This is a genomic window from Pseudomonas sp. TH21 (assembly GCF_016651025.1).
Taxonomy (GTDB): Bacteria; Pseudomonadota; Gammaproteobacteria; order Pseudomonadales; family Pseudomonadaceae; genus Aquipseudomonas; species Aquipseudomonas aylmerensis.
Genome location: NZ_JAEKEQ010000001.1, coordinates 5,780,188 through 5,796,042, shown reverse-complemented (window position 1 = coordinate 5,796,042; position 15,855 = coordinate 5,780,188). Strand labels below are relative to the sequence as shown.

The following is a 15,855-nucleotide window of genomic DNA, read 5'->3' as shown; positions in this document are numbered from 1 at the left end:
TCTGCGCAGCGTCGCATGGCCTGTCAACGCAACGACGCTGCCCGCTCAACCCTTTGAGAATCCCCAGATGCGCCACGCCGGCAACGAAACCCTGGCCGCCCTCGCGGCTTATAAAAGTGGCTTCTTCAACATCGGCCTGTTCTCGGCGGTGATCAACCTGCTGATGCTGGCCCCGGCGCTGTACATGCTGCAGGTGTACGACCGGGTGCTGGCCTCGGGCAATCAGATGACCCTGCTCATGCTGACGCTGATGATCCTCGGCCTGTTCGGCCTGATGGGCGCATTGGAGTGGGTGCGTAGCCAGGTGGTGATCCGCCTCGGCACGCAGATGGACATGCGCCTGAACCAGCGGGTGTACGACGCCGCGTTCGAAGCGCAACTCAAGGGCGGCACCCAGGCGGCGGGGCAGGCGCTGCATGACCTGACCACCCTGCGCCAGTTCGCCACTGGCCAGGCGCTGTTCGCGTTTTTCGATGCGCCGTGGTTTCCGGTGTACCTGCTGGTGATTTTCCTGTTCCACCCCTGGCTCGGCCTGCTGGCCCTGGGCGGCGCGGTGATGCTGATCGCGCTGGCCTGGCTCAACCACCGCGTCAGCCAGGCGCCAATGGCCCTGGCCAGCCAACTGTCGATCAGCGCCAGCCAGCAGGCCACGGCGAACCTGCGCAATGCCGACACCATCGAGGCCATGGGCATGCTCGCCACCTTGCGCGGGCGTTGGTTCCGCCAGCACCAGGCGTTTCTTGCGCAGCAGAACCTGGCCAGTGAAAAGACCGCGGCCGTCACGGCCTGGTCCAAGGGCGTGCGCCTGGCGTTGCAGTCGCTGGTGCTGGGCCTCGGCGCGTTGCTGGCGGTGCAGGGCGAGATCACGCCAGGGATGATGATTGCCGGGTCGATCCTGATGGGCCGCGTGCTGAGCCCCATCGACCAACTGATCGGCGTCTGGAAGCAATGGGGCTCGGCGCGCCTGGCCTACGAGCGCCTGTCGCAGATGCTTGAGGCCAACCCGGCGCGCCCCGAGCGCATGAGCTTGCCGGTGCCCAAGGGGCAACTGAGTGTCGAGCAGATCAGCGCCTGCGCTCCAGGCAGTCGGCGCCCGGCGCTGGCCAACCTCGGCTTCAACCTGCCGGCAGGCGAAGTGCTCGGCGTGATCGGCCCGTCGGGGTGCGGCAAGTCCACCCTGGCGCGGGTGCTGGTGGGGGCCTGGGCGCCGCTGGCCGGCAAGGTGCGGCTGGACGGCGCCGACCTGAGTCACTGGGACAAGCAGCAACTGGGTCCGCACATCGGTTACCTGCCCCAGGACATCCAGCTGTTCGCTGGCAGCATCGCGCAAAACATCGCGCGTTTTGAGGCGGTGGACGCCGACAAAGTCCTCGCCGCCGCACAAATGGCGGGCGTGCATGACTTGATCCTGCAACTGCCCCAGGGCTACGACACCCCACTGGGGGAGGGCGGTGCCGGCCTGTCCGGTGGCCAGAAACAGCGAGTGGCCCTGGCCCGCGCGCTGTACGGCTTGCCCGCGCTGATCGTGCTGGATGAGCCCAACGCCAATCTCGACGAGGTGGGCGAGCAGGCCCTGCTGCAGGCGATCACCCAGCTCAAGCAGCAGCGCCGCACGCTGATCCTGATTACCCACAAGCCCAACGTGCTGACGCTGACCGACCAGTTGCTGATCCTCAAGGACGGCCAGTTGCAAGCCTTTGGCCCGACGGCGCGGGTGCTGGAAGCGCGGCAGAAACCTGCGGCGCCCAAGCCGGTGTCGACCATGAGCATGAGTTACCGCCTCGGTGAAGGAAAACAGGCATGAGCAGCAGTAAACCGGTGTTGGTCAGTGATCAGCCGAACAATGTGCTGGCGCTGGATGACAAAAAATACTCGCGCCTGGGCTGGTGGCTGGTGCTGGGTGGCTTCGCCGGCTTCCTCGGTTGGGCGGCATTGGCGCCGTTGGACAAGGGCGTGGCGGTGCCGGGCAAGGTCATGGTCTCGGGTCATCGCAAGACGGTGCAGCATCCGGCGGGCGGTATCGTCGAGCGCATCGAAGTGCGCGACGGTGACGTGGTCAACGCCGGCCAGGTGCTGCTGCGTTTGAAGGAAACCCCGTTGCGTGGGCAGATGCAGTCCCTGCGCAGCCAGTACCTTGCGTCCCTGGCCAGCGAAGCGCGCTTGAGTGCGGAAAGCGAAGGGTTGGCGGCGGTCACCTTTGGCCCCGAGCTGCTTGACGATCCCGAGGCTGCCAACACCCTGGACCTGCAACGCCAGCTGTTCAGCAGTCGCGCCCAGGCGCTGGCGACCGAGCAGCAAGGCCTGCGCGAAACCATCGCCGGGATCGAGGCGCAGCTACGTGGCACGCGCGACTCGCAGGCCAGCAAGGTCCAGCAACGTGCAGCGCTGAGCGAGCAACTGCAGGGCCTGCGCGAGTTGGCGCGCGACGGTTACATCCCGCGCAATCGCCTGCTCGACAGCGAGCGGCTGTATGCCCAGATCGACGGCACCATCGCCGAGGACTACGGCCGTATTGGCCAATTGCAGCGCCAGGTCCTGGAGCTGCGCCTGCGCATCCGCCAGCTCGGTGAAGACTTCCAGAAAGATCTGCGCGGCCAATTGGCCGATACCCGTACTCGCAGTGATGACCTGCGCAATCGCCTGGCCTCGGCCGAGTTTGAGCTGGCCAACAGCCTGGTGCGTGCGCCCGCGAGCGGTGTGGTGGTCGGCCTGGATGTGTTTACCGAAGGCGGGGTGATCAAGCCTGGCCAGGCATTGATGGACATCGTGCCCCAGGGCGAGCCGCTGCTGGTGGAGGCGCGAGTGCCGGTGCAGATGGTCGACAAGGTGCACCCCGGCTTGCCGGTGGAGTTGATGTTCTCGGCCTTCAACCAATCCACCACGCCACGGGTGGCCGGCGAGGTCACGCTGGTGTCGGCGGATCGCCAGGTCGATGAGCGCACCGACGAGCCTTACTACACGCTGCGCGCGCAGGTCAGCGCGGCCGGCATGCAGCAACTGGACGGCGTGCAGATCCGCCCCGGCATGCCGGTGGAAACCTTCGTCAAGACCGGTGAGCGTTCGATGCTCAACTACCTGTTCAAACCGTTGCTGGATCGCACCCACATGGCCCTGGTGGAAGAATGAAGGCGTTGTTGTTCACCCTGTGTTTCAGTTGCGCACCGGCGGCGCAGGCCCTGGGTTTGTTGGATGCGTACGACCTGGCCCTGCGCAATGACCCGACCTTCCAGGCCGCGATCCAGGAGCGCGAGGCCGGCGAGGAGAATCGTGCGATCAGCCGCGCCGGGCTGCTGCCGAACTTGTCCTGGAGCTATAACAATTCGCGCAATGAATCCGAAGTAACCCAGAGCACCGCGGTGGGCAATGTCACCAGCGACCGCGATTACCGCAGCTATGCGTCGACCCTGACCTTGCAGCAACCGCTGCTGGATTACGAAGCCTATGCGCGCTTTCGCCAGGGCACTGCCCAGGCGCTGATGGCCGATGAACGGTTTCGCGGCAAGAGCCAGGAACTCGCGGTGCGCGTACTCAGTGCCTACAGCCAGGCGTTGCTGGCCCAGGAGCGTATCGAGCTGAGCCGCGCACAGAAACGCGCGTTTGCCGAACGCCTGCAACTCAATGACCGCCTGCTCAAGGGCGGGGAAGGCACGCGCACCGACGTGCTGGAAACCCAGGCCCGCCTGAGCCTGGCCCACGCCGAGGAAATCGAGGCGCTGGACACCCAGGACAGTGCCCTGCGCGAGCTGGAAGCCATCGTCGGCCAACCGTTGCAGATCGAAGAACTGGCACCGCTGGCTCGCCAGTTCGCGATTCCGCCGCTGGAGCCCAACCGTTTCGACACCTGGCGCGAACTGGCGATGGCCAACAACCCGGAGCTGAAATCCCAGCACCACGCGTTGGACGTTGCCGAATATGAAGTAGAGCGTAAACGCGCCGGCCACATGCCCAAGGTCAGCCTCTACGCCAGCAGCCGCCAGACCAGCTCCGACTCCGAAAGCAGCTACAACCAGAAGTACGACACCAACAGTGTCGGCATCCAGGTCAGCCTGCCGCTGTTCGCCGGTGGCGGCGTGTCGGCGTCCACCCGCCAGGCGGCGCACCAACTGTCCCAGGCCCAATACGAACTGGATGCGCAAACCTCGGCGACCCTCGTGGAGCTGCGCAAGCAATTCAACCTCAACACCAGCGGCGCGGCGAAAGTGCGTGCCTACGAAATGGCCGTCAGCTCCGCCACCGCCTTGGTCACCGCGACCCAAAAGAGCGTCAGCGGCGGCGAGCGCGTCAACCTCGACGTGCTCGACGCCGAACAACAGCTTTACACCGCCCGCCGCGACCTGGCGAACGCACGGCATGCGTATCTGCTGGCGCGGATTCAATTGAAGTATTACGCAGGGTTGCTCAACGAGCAGGACTTGCAGGCGTTGGCAGGGTATTTCCAGCCGCCACCTTTGCCTTGAAATGCATGCCCCCTGTGGGAGCGGGCTTGCTCGCGAAGGCGTTGTGTCAGTCAACACATATACCGACTGACACCCCGCCTTCGCAGGCAAGCCAGCTCCCACAGGGGATAGGTGTGCGCTGTGCGATTGCATGCGGCTCGAACCTGCTGCTCGGATGTGGGAGCTCTCGAGCCAGAGCGAGGCAGCGAAGGCGGTGGCTCAGCCAACCCATACACCAACTGACACCCCGCCATCGCAGGCAAGCCAGCCCCCACCTTTGCCTTGAAATGCATACCCCTGTGGGAGCGGGCTTGCTCGCGAAGGCGTTGTGTCAGTCAAGCCATATACCGACTGACCCTCCGCCATCGCAGGCAAGCCAGCTCCCACAGGGGATAGGTGTGCGCTGTGCGATTGCATGCAGCTCGAACCTGCTGCTCGGATGTGGGAGCTCTCGAGCCAGAGCGAGGCAGCGATGGCGGTGGTTCAGCCAACCCATATACCAACTGACCCTGAGTCATCGCAATCAAGCCAGCCCCCACCTTTGCCTTGAAATGCATACCCCTGTGGGAGCGGGCTTGCTCGCGAAGGCGTTGTGTCAGTCAACACATATACCGACTGACACCCCGCCTTCGCAGGCAAGCCAGCTCCCACAGGGGATAGGTGTACGCTGTGCGATTGCATGCAGTTCGAACCTGTTGCTCGGATGTGGGAACTCTCGAGCCAGAGCGAGGCAGCGATGGCGGTGGTTCAGCCAACCCATATACCAACGGACCCTGCGCCTTCGCAGGCAAGCCAGCCCCCACCTTCGCCTTGAAATGCATGCCCCCTGTGGGAGCGGGCTTGCTCGCGAAGGCGTTGTGTCAGTCAACACATATACCGACTGACACCCCGCCTTCGCAGGCAAGCCAGCTCCCACAGGGGATATGTGTGCGCTGCGCGATTGCATGCAGGTCGAACCTGCTGCTCGGATGTGGGAGCTCTCGAGCCAGAGCGAGGCAGCGATGGCGGTGGTTCAGCCAACCCATATACCAACTGAACCTGCGTCATCGCAGGCAAGCCAGCCCCCACCTTTGCCTTGAAATGCATTCCCCTGTGGGAGCGGGCTTGCTCGCGAAGGCGTTGTGTCAGTCAACAGATATACCGACTGACCCTCCGCCTTCGCAGGCAAGCCAGCTCCCACAGGGGATAGGTGTGCGCTGTGCGATTGCATGCAGGTCGAACCTGCTGCTCGGATGTGGGAGCTCTCGAGCCAGAGCGAGGCAGCGAAGGCGGTGGTTCAGCCAACCCATATACCAACTGACACCCCGCCATCGCAGGCAAGCCAGCCCCACCTTTGCCTTGAAATGCATACCCCTGTGGGAGGGGGCCCGCGAAGGCGGTGGCTCAGTCAACACATCTATCAACTGACACCCCCCATAGGCAAACCAACCCCCACAGGCGATCTACGCTGTCCTGCCGACTTATCGGCGGGTCAGCAGCACCCCGGATTCCATATGGTGCGTCCACGGAAACTGGTCAAACAGGGCGCACTTGGTGATGCGGTGGGTGTCATGCAGTTGCGCGATGTTCGCCGCCAGGGTCTCCGGGTTGCAGGAGATGTACAGGATGTTGTCGAAACGCCGGGTCAGTTCGCAGGTGTCCGGGTCCATGCCGGCGCGGGGCGGGTCGACGAACACGCTGCCGAATTCGTAGCTCTTCAGGTCGATGCCGTGCAGGCGACGGAACGGGCGCACTTCGTTGAGCGCCTCGGTGAGTTCCTCGGCAGACAGGCGCACCAAGGTGACGTTATCCACCGCGTTTTCATCAAGGTTGCTCAGCGCGGCATTCACCGAGGTCTTGCTGATTTCGGTGGCCAGCACTTTGCGCGCGCGGGTTGCCAGGGGCAGGGTGAAATTGCCGTTGCCGCAGTACAACTCGAGCAAATCATCCGGGCGATCGCCCAGGGCTTCGTACGCCCAGTTGAGCATCTTCTGGTTCACCGTGCCGTTGGGCTGGGTGAACGCGCCTTCAGGCTGGCGGTAGCTGAACGTGCGACCGCCGACCTCGAGCTTTTCCACCACATAGTCATGGCCGATCACGTCGCGCTTGCCTTTCGAACGGCCGATGATGCTCACGTTCAAGTCGGCAGCCAGCTGGTTCGCGGCGGTGTGCCAATGCTCGTCCAGCGGGCGGTGGTAGCACAGCGTGATCATTGCGTCGCCGGCCAAGGTGGTGAGGAACTCCACCTGGAACAGCTTGTGGCTCAGCGCAGCACTGGCTTGCCAGGCGGCCTTGAGCTGCGGCATCAACTGGTTGATGCGCTGGCTGGCGATGGGGAATTCTTCGATCAGGATCGGTGTGCGTTTGTCGTCCTGGGAGAACATCGCGTAGTGGCGTTCACCGCCTTCGCGCCACAGGCGGAACTCCGCACGCAGGCGAAAGTGCTGCAGCGGCGAATCGAAGACCTGTGGCTCCGGCGCGTCGAACGGTGCCAGCAGGTCACGCAAGCGCGTGACCTTGTCTTGCAGTTGAGCGGTGTAGCGTGCGGCGTCAAAAGTCATGCGTTGAACCAGCCCAGCTTGATCACAAACAGAATCGACAGAATCACCAGTGCCGGGTTCAGCTCACGGTAGCGGCCCGAAAGCAGCTTGATGGCGGTCCAGGCGATGAAACCGAAGGCGATGCCGTTGGCGATGGAGTAAGTGAAGGGCATCGCCAGGGCGGTGATCACCACCGGCGCTGCAACGGTAATGTCATCCCAGTCGATTTCGGCCAGGCCCGAGGTCATCAGCACGGCGACGAACAGCAGTGCCGGCGCGGTGGCGAACGCGGGAACGCTGGCCGCCAGTGGCGAGAAGAACAGCGCCAGCAGGAACAGGATCGCAACCACGATCGCCGTCAGACCGGTACGGCCACCGGCACTCACGCCGGCGGCGGATTCGATGTAGCTGGTGGTGGTCGACGTGCCCAGCAGCGAACCGGCCATGGCGGCGGTGCTGTCGGCGATCAGGGCGCGGCCCATCTTCGGCATGTGGCCGTCCTTGCCCATCAGGCCGGCGCGCTTGGCGACGCCGATCAGGGTGCCGGAGTTGTCGAACAGGTCGACGAACAGGAAGGCGAAGATCACGCTGACCAGGCCGATGTCCAGTGCGCCTTTGATATCCAGCTGCAGGAAAGTCGGGGCCAGCGATGGCGGCATCGAGGTCACGCCGCCGAACGGAGTGAAGCCCATGACGATGGACACGATGGTCACCGCCAGGATGCCGATCAGCACTGCACCGCGCACGGCCAGGGCTTCCAGCGCCACGATCAGCGCGAAACCGAGGGTGGCGAGGATCGGCGCCGGTTGCTTGAGGTCGCCCAGGCCGACCATGGTGGCCGGGTTGCTGACCACGATGCCAGCGTTGTGCAGGGCGATCAGCGCCAGGAACAGGCCGATACCGGCGGCAATTGCCGAGCGCAGGGGCAGCGGGATGCTGTTGATGATCCACTCACGGATACGGAAGATCGACAGCAGGAAGAACAGCACCGCCGAGATGAACACCGCGCCCAGCGCAACCTGCCAGGTATGGCCCATATGCAGGACCACGGTGTAGGTAAAGAAGGCATTGAGGCCCATGCCCGGCGCCAGTGCGATCGGGTAGTTGGCGATCAGGCCCATCACGGTCGAACCGATGGCGGCCGCCAGGCAGGTCGCGACAAATACTGCGCCCTTGTCCATGCCGGTCTCGCCGAGGATGCTCGGGTTGACGAACAGGATGTAGGCCATGGCCAGGAATGTCGTGATGCCCGCGAGGATCTCGGTGCGCACGTTGGTGTTGTGTGCCTTGAGTTGAAACAGCTTTTCCAGCATGCCTGCTCCCTGTGACGCTATTTTGCGTCGTGATTTGTTGACCTCTAAGTCAAAGCACAAACTGCGCCAAGCGCCTGTGGTTCCAGAGAGGATCGGAAAAAGCGGCGCATCATACCAGCAGCCGAGGCCGTGTGGCGTATAGGCTGCGTATTCTGAAGCGTGGCCTTGAGGCATACTGCGCCGACGTTTAATCCAGGGTCATCGCCAGCATGAAAAAAGCCAACGCCAGCAGTCTAGCTCTGTTCGCCATAATCGGCCTTTGGCTCAGTGCGGCACCGGCGTGGGGCGCGACTGCACCGGCGTTGAGCGAGGTGCGGGTGTTCAAGGTGCAGTCGAAAGGTTGTACTGAAACCATCCCTGAACGCGCGGCCAGCACCCAGATGTGCACGCACCGTGGGCAAACGCTGGTGTACGTGATGGAAGTCGGCTTGGGCAACAGCTCCCAGGCGTTCTTCGATGGTGCGCCGGTTTCCGGCAGCAGCACCGCGATCTGCCAGGTGGGCTCCATCAGCCAGGCGTGCAGCGGCGCGGGCACGGTGATGGGCTACATCTATGCGTTCCAGCTGAATATCACCGCGGGTGGCACCTTCCAGTACAGCAACACGTCGATCAATCCGCCGCGCAACCAACTGGTTACCACCCTCAGCATTCGCTGATCGCCACCTATCAATTGCCTTGAACGCTCAATACCCCGGGAAGTCGTACCCCTGAGACGGCGACTTTCCTGAACGCCGCGGATGTACACCAACCCGTGAGGTGTTTATGAGCGCGAACCCCAATGGCGCGGCGGCCCAACCGTTCGCCAGCCACTCCATACGCCTGAGCCTCAATGGCCAGGACCGCCAGCTGGACGTGTTGCCCTGGACCACCTTGCTCGACCTGTTGCGTGAGCAACTGGATCTGGTCGGCAGCAAAAAGGGTTGCGACCACGGCCAATGCGGCGCCTGCACCGTGTTGCGCGACGGCAAACGCGTAAACGCCTGCCTGACCCTGGCGGTGATGTGCGACGGCGCCGAGCTGACCACTATCGAAGGCCTGGCCGACGGCGACCAGCTCCACCCGATGCAGCAAGCGTTCATCCAGCACGATGCCTTCCAGTGCGGCTACTGCACCCCTGGCCAGATCTGTTCCGCTGTCGGCCTGGCCAATGAAGGCCGTGCCCACGACACCGCGCAGATCCAGGAACTGATGAGCGGCAACCTGTGCCGTTGCGGCGCCTACACCAATATTCGCGATGCCATCGAAGACGCGTTGCCCCGCTGCCGCGCCGGGGGAGATCAGTCATGAACCCCTTCCATTACAGCAAGCCTGCGGATGTGCACGAGGCCGTGCACCTGAGCAGCGCCGCATCGCGCTTTATCGCCGGCGGCACCAACCTGCTGGACTTGATGAAAGAAAACCTCACGCGCCCCGAGCACCTGATCGACATCACCGGCCTGCCGTTGCAGGGTGTTGAAGAAACCGCAGAAGGCGGCCTGCGCATCGGCGCGCTGGTCAGCAACGCCGACCTGGCCTGGCACCCGCTGGTCGAGGCGCGCTACCCGTTGCTGTCGCAGGCGATCCTCGCCGGTGCCTCGCCGCAATTGCGCAATATGGCCAGCACTGGCGGCAACCTGCTGCAGCGCACCCGGTGCTATTACTTCTATGACGCCGCCGTGCCCTGCAACAAGCGCGAGCCCGGCAGCGGTTGCCCGGCGCGCACCGGCTTGAACCGTATCCATGCGATCCTCGGCGCCAGCGACCAGTGCGTGGCCACCCACCCGTCGGACATGTGCGTGGCCCTCGCGGCATTGGAGGCACGGGTGCATGTGGAGGGGCGTGGCGGCGCGCGGGTCATCGAGTTTGCCGACTTCCACCGCCTGCCCGGCGATGCGCCGCAGCGTGATAACCAATTGGCCGATGATGAACTGATCACCGCCATTGAGCTGCCCGCCGACCACCTGGCGCGTCACAGTCACTACCTGAAAATCCGCGACCGTGCGTCCTACGCTTTCGCGCTGGTCTCGGTCGCCGCAGCCCTGGAGTTGGACGGTGACCGGATCGTCGACGCGCGCCTGGCCCTCGGCGGTGTGGCCCATAAACCGTGGCGGGATCGCGCGGTGGAAGCTGCGTTGATCGGCCAGGCGGTCAGCCGCGAAACCTTCAGCAACGCCGCCGATGCCCTGCTGCAAGACGCCGAGCCGTTGGAACACAACGGCTTCAAGATCAAATTGGCGCGCCGTGCAATCATCCGCGCCCTGAGCGACGCCGCCGTCGCCGGAGAACGCCCATGACCGCTCTCGGCAAACCCCTGGACCGTGTCGACGGTCTGCTCAAGGTCACCGGCCAGGCGCGCTATGCCGGCGAGTTTCCCGAGGCTGGCCTGCTGCATGGCAGTGTGGTCTCCAGCACCATCGCCAAAGGACGCGTGGTCAACATCGACGCCTCCAAAGCCTTGGCGCTGCCGGGCGTGGTCATGGTGCTCGATCACCGCAACCGGCCCAGACTCGCCAGCTATGACGATGCCTTCGCCGACGATGATGCCGCCGATGGCTCGCCGTTTCGTCCGCTGTACAACGACCGTGTGCTCTACAGCGGCCAGCCGCTGGCCCTGGTGATCGCCGACAACCTCGAACTGGCGCGGCATGCCGGCTCGCTGGTGCAGATCGAGTACGCCAGCGAAACCTTCGAAACCGACTTGTTGGCCCAGCAGGAGCAGGCCCATCCGTCACCGCAAACCCCGCCCAAGCCACGCGGTAATTTCCAGGCCGAATGGACCGGCGCCGCCGTGAGCCTTGACCTGCACTACAGCACCCCCATCGAACACCACAACCCGATGGAGCCGCACGCCAGCACCGTGCTGTATCAGCCGGACGGCACCCTGCATATCCACGACAAGACCCAGGGCCCGCAGAACTGCCAGGCCTATGTGCAAAAAGTCTTCGGCCTGGACAAGAGCCAAGTGCGCATCTTTGCCGCGTTCGTCGGTGGTGCCTTTGGATCCGGCCTGCGCCCGCAGTACCAGTTGCCGCTGGCGGTGATGGCGTCCCTGGCGCTCAAGCGCTCGGTGCGCGTCACGCTGACGCGTCAGCAAATGTTCACCTTCGGCTACCGCCCACGCACCTTGCAGCGTTTGCAGATGGGCGCGGCGGCAGATGGCCGCCTGATGGCGCTGGGGCATACGGCGATTGGCCAGACCTCACGTTTCGAAGACTTCAGCGAGCACGTGGTGGAGTGGAGCGGCATGCTTTATCACTGCGACAACGTGCAATTGACCTACCAGTTGGTGCCACTGGACGTATTCACCCCGCTGGACATGCGCGCACCTGGCGCGGCTCTGGGCGTGATCGGCCTGGAGTGCGCCATGGACGAACTGGCGTGCGCCTTGGGCATGGACCCGGTGAAGCTGCGGCTGATCAACTACGCCGAGCGCAATCAGAACGACGACAAACCCTGGTCAAGCAAAGCCCTGCGCGAATGTTACCGTGATGGCGCCGAGCGTTTTGGCTGGAGCCAGCGCAACCCGGAACCGCGCAGCATGCGCGATGGCCGCCAGTTGATCGGCTGGGGCATGGCCGGTGGCGTGTGGGAGGCCCTGCAGATGAAGGCCAGCGCCAAGGCCCGCCTCGATGCCGAGGGCAAGCTGACGGTCAGCAGCGCCACCACTGATATCGGCACGGGTACGTACACGGTCATGACCCAGATCGCGGCGCAGGCCAGCGGCGTGGCGATGGACGACGTGCGTTTTCTGCTCGGTGATTCTTCATTGCCGACGGCGCCGTTGCAGGGCGGCTCGTTTACCGTGTCCTCGGTGGGCACTGCGGTGCAGCAAGCGTGCGAAGCCTTGAATGCCCAGTTGCTGGCCATCGCCCGGCAGACCTACCCGGTATTCACGCAGGCGCAGTCGGTGCGGTTTGAAGACGGTCAACTGCACGCCGGTGACGTGAGCGTGTCGTTGGCGCAGTTGGTCAAGGACAGTGGCGAAGCGGCGTTGGAAGCCCAGGTCGACAGTGAGCCGGACAAAAAACGTGAGGGCTACAGCACTGCCACGCATTCGGCGGTGTTCGTCGAGGTGCGCGTGGATGAAGACCTCGGCACTATCAAGGTCAGCCGCGTGGTCAGTGCGATTGCGGCCGGGCGCGTGGTCAATCCAAAAATGGCGCGCAGCCAGATACTCGGTGGCGTGGTATGGGGCATCGGCATGGCCCTGCATGAAGAAACCCAGGTCGACCATCAACTGGGGCGCTACATGAACCACAGCCTGGCCGAGTACCACATTCCGGTGAATGCCGATATTGGCGAGATTGAGGTGATATTCGTCGAAGAACACGACGAGATCGTCAACGCGCTGGGGTCCAAGGGCGTCGGTGAGATCGGCATTGTCGGCGTGGCGGCGGCGGTCGCGAATGCGATCTACCATGCCACCGGCAAGCGAGTGCGGGAGTTTCCCATCACGTTGGACAAGGTGCTGTAACCCGGTCTTCGGACCACAGAAGAGCAAATGTGGGAGCTGGTTTGCCTGCGATAGCTATCTGTCAGCCCATCATATAGTGGCTGAGACACCGCCATCGCAGGCAAGCCAGCGCCGACATTGACGGTTTTTCAACCGGCTTATGGCTTGGTTTCCTCCACCGGCACATGCATGCGGTCGCGGTTGGCCAGGGTCGGGAACAGTTTGATCCACGTCCCCGTCACCACCAGCGTGCCGACCCCGCCCATGACCACGGCGGGCACGGTGCCGAACCAGTGGGCGGTGATGCCCGATTCGAACTCGCCCAGTTGATTCGATGCGCCGATGAACAGGCCGTTGACGGCACTCACGCGGCCGCGCATTTCATCCGGGGTTTCCAGCTGCACGAAGGAGGCGCGGATCACCATGCTGATCATGTCCGCCGCGCCCAGGACCACCAGCACTGCCAGCGAGAACCAGAACGAAGTGGACAGGCCGAACGCGATGGTCGCCACGCCGAATACGCCGACGGCAGTGAACATCACGCGGCCCACATGCCGATCCACCGAAAACCGTGCCAGCCACAGCGACATCAACAACGCGCCCACCGCCGGTGCCGAGCGCAGCAGGCCCAGGCCCCAGGCTCCGGTCAGCAGGATGTCCTTGGCGAACACCGGCAGCAAAGCGGTGGCGCCGCCCAGCAGCACGGCAAACAGGTCCAGGGAAATTGCCCCGAGAATGTCCGGGCGGCTGCGGATAAAGCGGATGCCGGCCAGCAGCGAATCGAGGGTGGCCTTGCCCTTGTTGAGCGGGGTCTGGCGGGCGGGCAGGTTGAGGGTCAGCACACAGGCAATCAGGTACAGGGCCACGGTAGGGCCATACACCCACACGCTGCCCAACGCGTAGAGCAAACCGCCGAGGGCCGGCGCGACGATGGTCGCCAGTTGCTGGGCCGATTGCGACGAGGCCACGGCGCGCGGGAACAGTGCGCTGGGCACGATGCTCGGCAGCAGTGCCTGGGTGGTGGGCATTTCAAAGGAGCGTGCGGCGCCGAGCAGAAAGGCGAGGATAAAGATCATCTCGCGGGTGACGTTGCCGGTCAGGCCACCGATGGCCAGGGACAGGGCGATCAACGCCTGCACGGTCTGGCAGATGGCGGCGACCTTGCGCCGCTCATAGCGGTCGGCCACATGCCCGGTATGCAGCATGAACAGCACGCGTGGTACGAACTCGACCAGCCCGACCAGACCCAGGTCCAGCACATTGCCGGTCAGCTGGTAGAGGTTCCAGCCGATGGCCACGGTGAGCATCTGGAAACCGCTGGCGGTAAAGATCCGTGCCAGCCAGAACGCGATGAAAGGGCGGTGGTGACGCAACAGCAACGCGGGTTCACTAGGCATCGGGAATTCTGGTCAGGGCCGGGGGAGGGCCGAGATTATCATCAAGTTGTAACAGATGGTTGCAGGAACTGCGCTGAGGCAGTCTGTCACGCGGCAAAAGACCACACAGTTCAATCCTCAAAATGGGACTACTCTTTCAGCAATGCTTGATCCAGATCAATGTCCGCCCGGGCATCGGTCTGGCGGCCGCAAGGCCAGATTCCCTGCGTGGTTGGTTAAAAAAAGAAACGAATTGAAATTCGCCAGACTCCATATCCGTGGGGGCAGTGGGTGCAGGCTCCCGCCAGCAGCCGGTATTACCTGACAGAGGAAGACTTATGTTCGGTTTGGAGGCGCTAGATCTCGCCCGAATTCAATTCGCATTCACCATCTCGTTCCACATCCTGTTCCCGGCGATCACCATCGGCCTGGCCAGTTACCTTGCGGTGCTGGAAGGCTTGTGGCTCAAGACCCATAACGACACCTACCGTGACCTCTACCATTTCTGGTCGAAGATCTTTGCCGTCAACTTCGGCATGGGCGTGGTCTCCGGCCTGGTGATGGCCTACCAGTTCGGCACCAACTGGAGCCGCTTCTCGGACTTCGCCGGCGCCGTCACCGGCCCGCTGCTGACGTATGAAGTGCTCACGGCGTTCTTCCTCGAAGCCGGTTTCCTCGGCGTGATGCTGTTCGGCTGGAACAAGGTGGGGCGCAAGCTGCACTTTTTCTCCACGGTGATGGTGGCCGTCGGTACGTTGATCTCGACGTTCTGGATTCTCGCCTCCAACAGCTGGATGCAGACGCCGCAGGGCTTTGAAATCATCGACGGCCGCGTGATCCCCACCGATTGGCTGGCGGTGATCTTCAACCCGTCCTTCCCCTACCGCCTGATGCACATGGCCACGGCGGCCTTCGTGGCCACGGCGTTCTTCGTCGGCTCCTCGGCGGCCTGGCATTTGCTGCGCGGCAAGGACAACCCGGCGATCCGCACCATGTTGTCGATGGCAATGTGGATGGCGCTGATCGTCGCGCCGATCCAGGCAGTGATCGGTGACTTCCATGGCCTCAACACCCTCAAGCATCAACCGGCGAAAATCGCTGCGATTGAAGGCCACTGGGAGAATATCGGCAACGAACCGACGCCGCTGATCCTGTTCGGCTGGCCGGACATGAAGGCCGAGAAAACCAAGTACGCGGTCGAGATTCCCTATCTGGGCAGCCTGATCCTGACCCACTCCCTGGATAAGCAGGTACCGGCGCTCAAGGAGTTTCCGCCTGAGGATCGCCCCAATTCGACCATTGTGTTCTGGTCGTTCCGGGTCATGGTCGGCCTGGGCTTCCTGATGATCTTCACCGGGCTGTTCAGCCTGTGGCTGCGCCGTGGCGACAAGATGTACACGTCCAAGCCGTTCCTGTACCTGGCGCTGTGGATGGGCCCGTCCGGGCTGATCGCGATTCTCGCCGGTTGGTTCACCACCGAAATCGGCCGTCAGCCGTGGGTCGTCTACGGCTTGATGCGCACGGCGGATGCGTCCTCCGGGCATAGCCTGGCGCAGATGACCATTACCCTGGTGTTGTTCGTGGTGGTGTATTTCGCGCTGTTCGGCGCGGGCCTGGGCTACATGATGCGCCTGGTGCGCAAGGGCCCTGTGACCCACGAAGGCACCGAGCCGACCCACGGTGGGCCTGGCCAGAAACGCACACCGGCCCGTCCGTTGTCTGCCGCCGATGATGGCAGCGATGACGACCACGCCCACATCCAGCACAAGGGGAATTGAG

General features: G+C 63.7%; 11 protein-coding genes. 8 read left to right on the top strand and 3 right to left on the bottom strand.

What is annotated here, in order from left to right; all coding sequences use genetic code 11:
* Positions 1-67 precede the first annotated feature (67 nt).
* Genes JFU04_RS25630 through JFU04_RS25620 form a run of 3 tightly spaced genes read left to right on the top strand, consistent with a single transcriptional unit; the run spans position 68 to position 4,457 of the window.
* Entirely contained in the window at positions 68-1,804 is a 1,737-nt protein-coding gene (locus JFU04_RS25630) for a type I secretion system permease/ATPase (RefSeq protein ID WP_065910165.1), read from the top strand.
* On the top strand, positions 1,801-3,126 hold the full coding sequence (locus JFU04_RS25625) for an HlyD family type I secretion periplasmic adaptor subunit (RefSeq protein ID WP_065910166.1): 1,326 nt from the start codon (positions 1,801-1,803) through the stop codon (positions 3,124-3,126). The genes JFU04_RS25630 and JFU04_RS25625 overlap by 4 nt, the downstream gene beginning before the upstream one ends.
* On the top strand, positions 3,123-4,457 hold the full coding sequence (locus JFU04_RS25620; RefSeq protein WP_201145937.1) for a TolC family outer membrane protein: 1,335 nt from the start codon (positions 3,123-3,125) through the stop codon (positions 4,455-4,457). Before JFU04_RS25625 ends, JFU04_RS25620 begins: the two co-directional genes overlap by 4 nt.
* A gap of 1,439 nt (positions 4,458-5,896) precedes the next feature.
* Here the strand turns inward: JFU04_RS25620 and trmA are convergent.
* Positions 5,897-6,976: a tRNA (uridine(54)-C5)-methyltransferase TrmA gene (gene trmA, locus JFU04_RS25615; RefSeq protein WP_201145936.1), complete on the bottom strand. Its 1,080-nt coding sequence runs from the start codon at positions 6,974-6,976 to the stop codon at positions 5,897-5,899.
* On the bottom strand, positions 6,973-8,268 hold the full coding sequence (locus JFU04_RS25610; RefSeq protein WP_034100857.1) for an NCS2 family permease: 1,296 nt from the start codon (positions 8,266-8,268) through the stop codon (positions 6,973-6,975). Before JFU04_RS25610 ends, trmA begins: the two co-directional genes overlap by 4 nt.
* A 209-nt stretch (positions 8,269-8,477) precedes the next feature.
* Here JFU04_RS25610 and JFU04_RS25605 point away from each other — a divergent pair, with 209 nt between their 5' ends.
* The 4 genes from JFU04_RS25605 (at position 8,478) to JFU04_RS25590 (ending at position 12,721) form a co-directional block, all read left to right on the top strand.
* Positions 8,478-8,924 carry a DUF4879 domain-containing protein gene (locus JFU04_RS25605; RefSeq protein WP_201145935.1) on the top strand — a complete coding sequence of 149 codons (447 nt, stop codon included), beginning with the start codon at positions 8,478-8,480 and terminating at the stop codon, positions 8,922-8,924.
* Positions 8,925-9,030: 106 nt separating this feature from the next.
* Positions 9,031-9,555 carry a (2Fe-2S)-binding protein gene (locus JFU04_RS25600; protein WP_242485931.1) on the top strand — a complete coding sequence of 175 codons (525 nt, stop codon included), beginning with the start codon at positions 9,031-9,033 and terminating at the stop codon, positions 9,553-9,555.
* A complete protein-coding gene (locus JFU04_RS25595) occupies positions 9,552-10,541 on the top strand; it encodes an FAD binding domain-containing protein (RefSeq protein WP_106802575.1) in 990 nt (329 codons plus the stop codon). Before JFU04_RS25600 ends, JFU04_RS25595 begins: the two co-directional genes overlap by 4 nt.
* Positions 10,538-12,721, top strand: coding sequence for a xanthine dehydrogenase family protein molybdopterin-binding subunit (locus JFU04_RS25590; RefSeq protein WP_201145934.1), 2,184 nt, complete (start codon positions 10,538-10,540; stop codon positions 12,719-12,721). Before JFU04_RS25595 ends, JFU04_RS25590 begins: the two co-directional genes overlap by 4 nt.
* Before the next feature lie 137 nt (positions 12,722-12,858).
* On the opposite strand, the gene JFU04_RS25585 is transcribed toward JFU04_RS25590, so the two are convergent.
* Entirely contained in the window at positions 12,859-14,097 is a 1,239-nt protein-coding gene (locus tag JFU04_RS25585) for an MFS transporter (protein ID WP_201145933.1), read from the bottom strand.
* A 317-nt stretch (positions 14,098-14,414) separates the two neighbouring features.
* Here JFU04_RS25585 and JFU04_RS25580 point away from each other — a divergent pair, with 317 nt between their 5' ends.
* A complete protein-coding gene (locus JFU04_RS25580; RefSeq protein ID WP_065910184.1) occupies positions 14,415-15,854 on the top strand; it encodes a cytochrome ubiquinol oxidase subunit I in 1,440 nt (479 codons plus the stop codon).
* The last annotated feature ends 1 nt before the right edge of the window (position 15,855 follow it).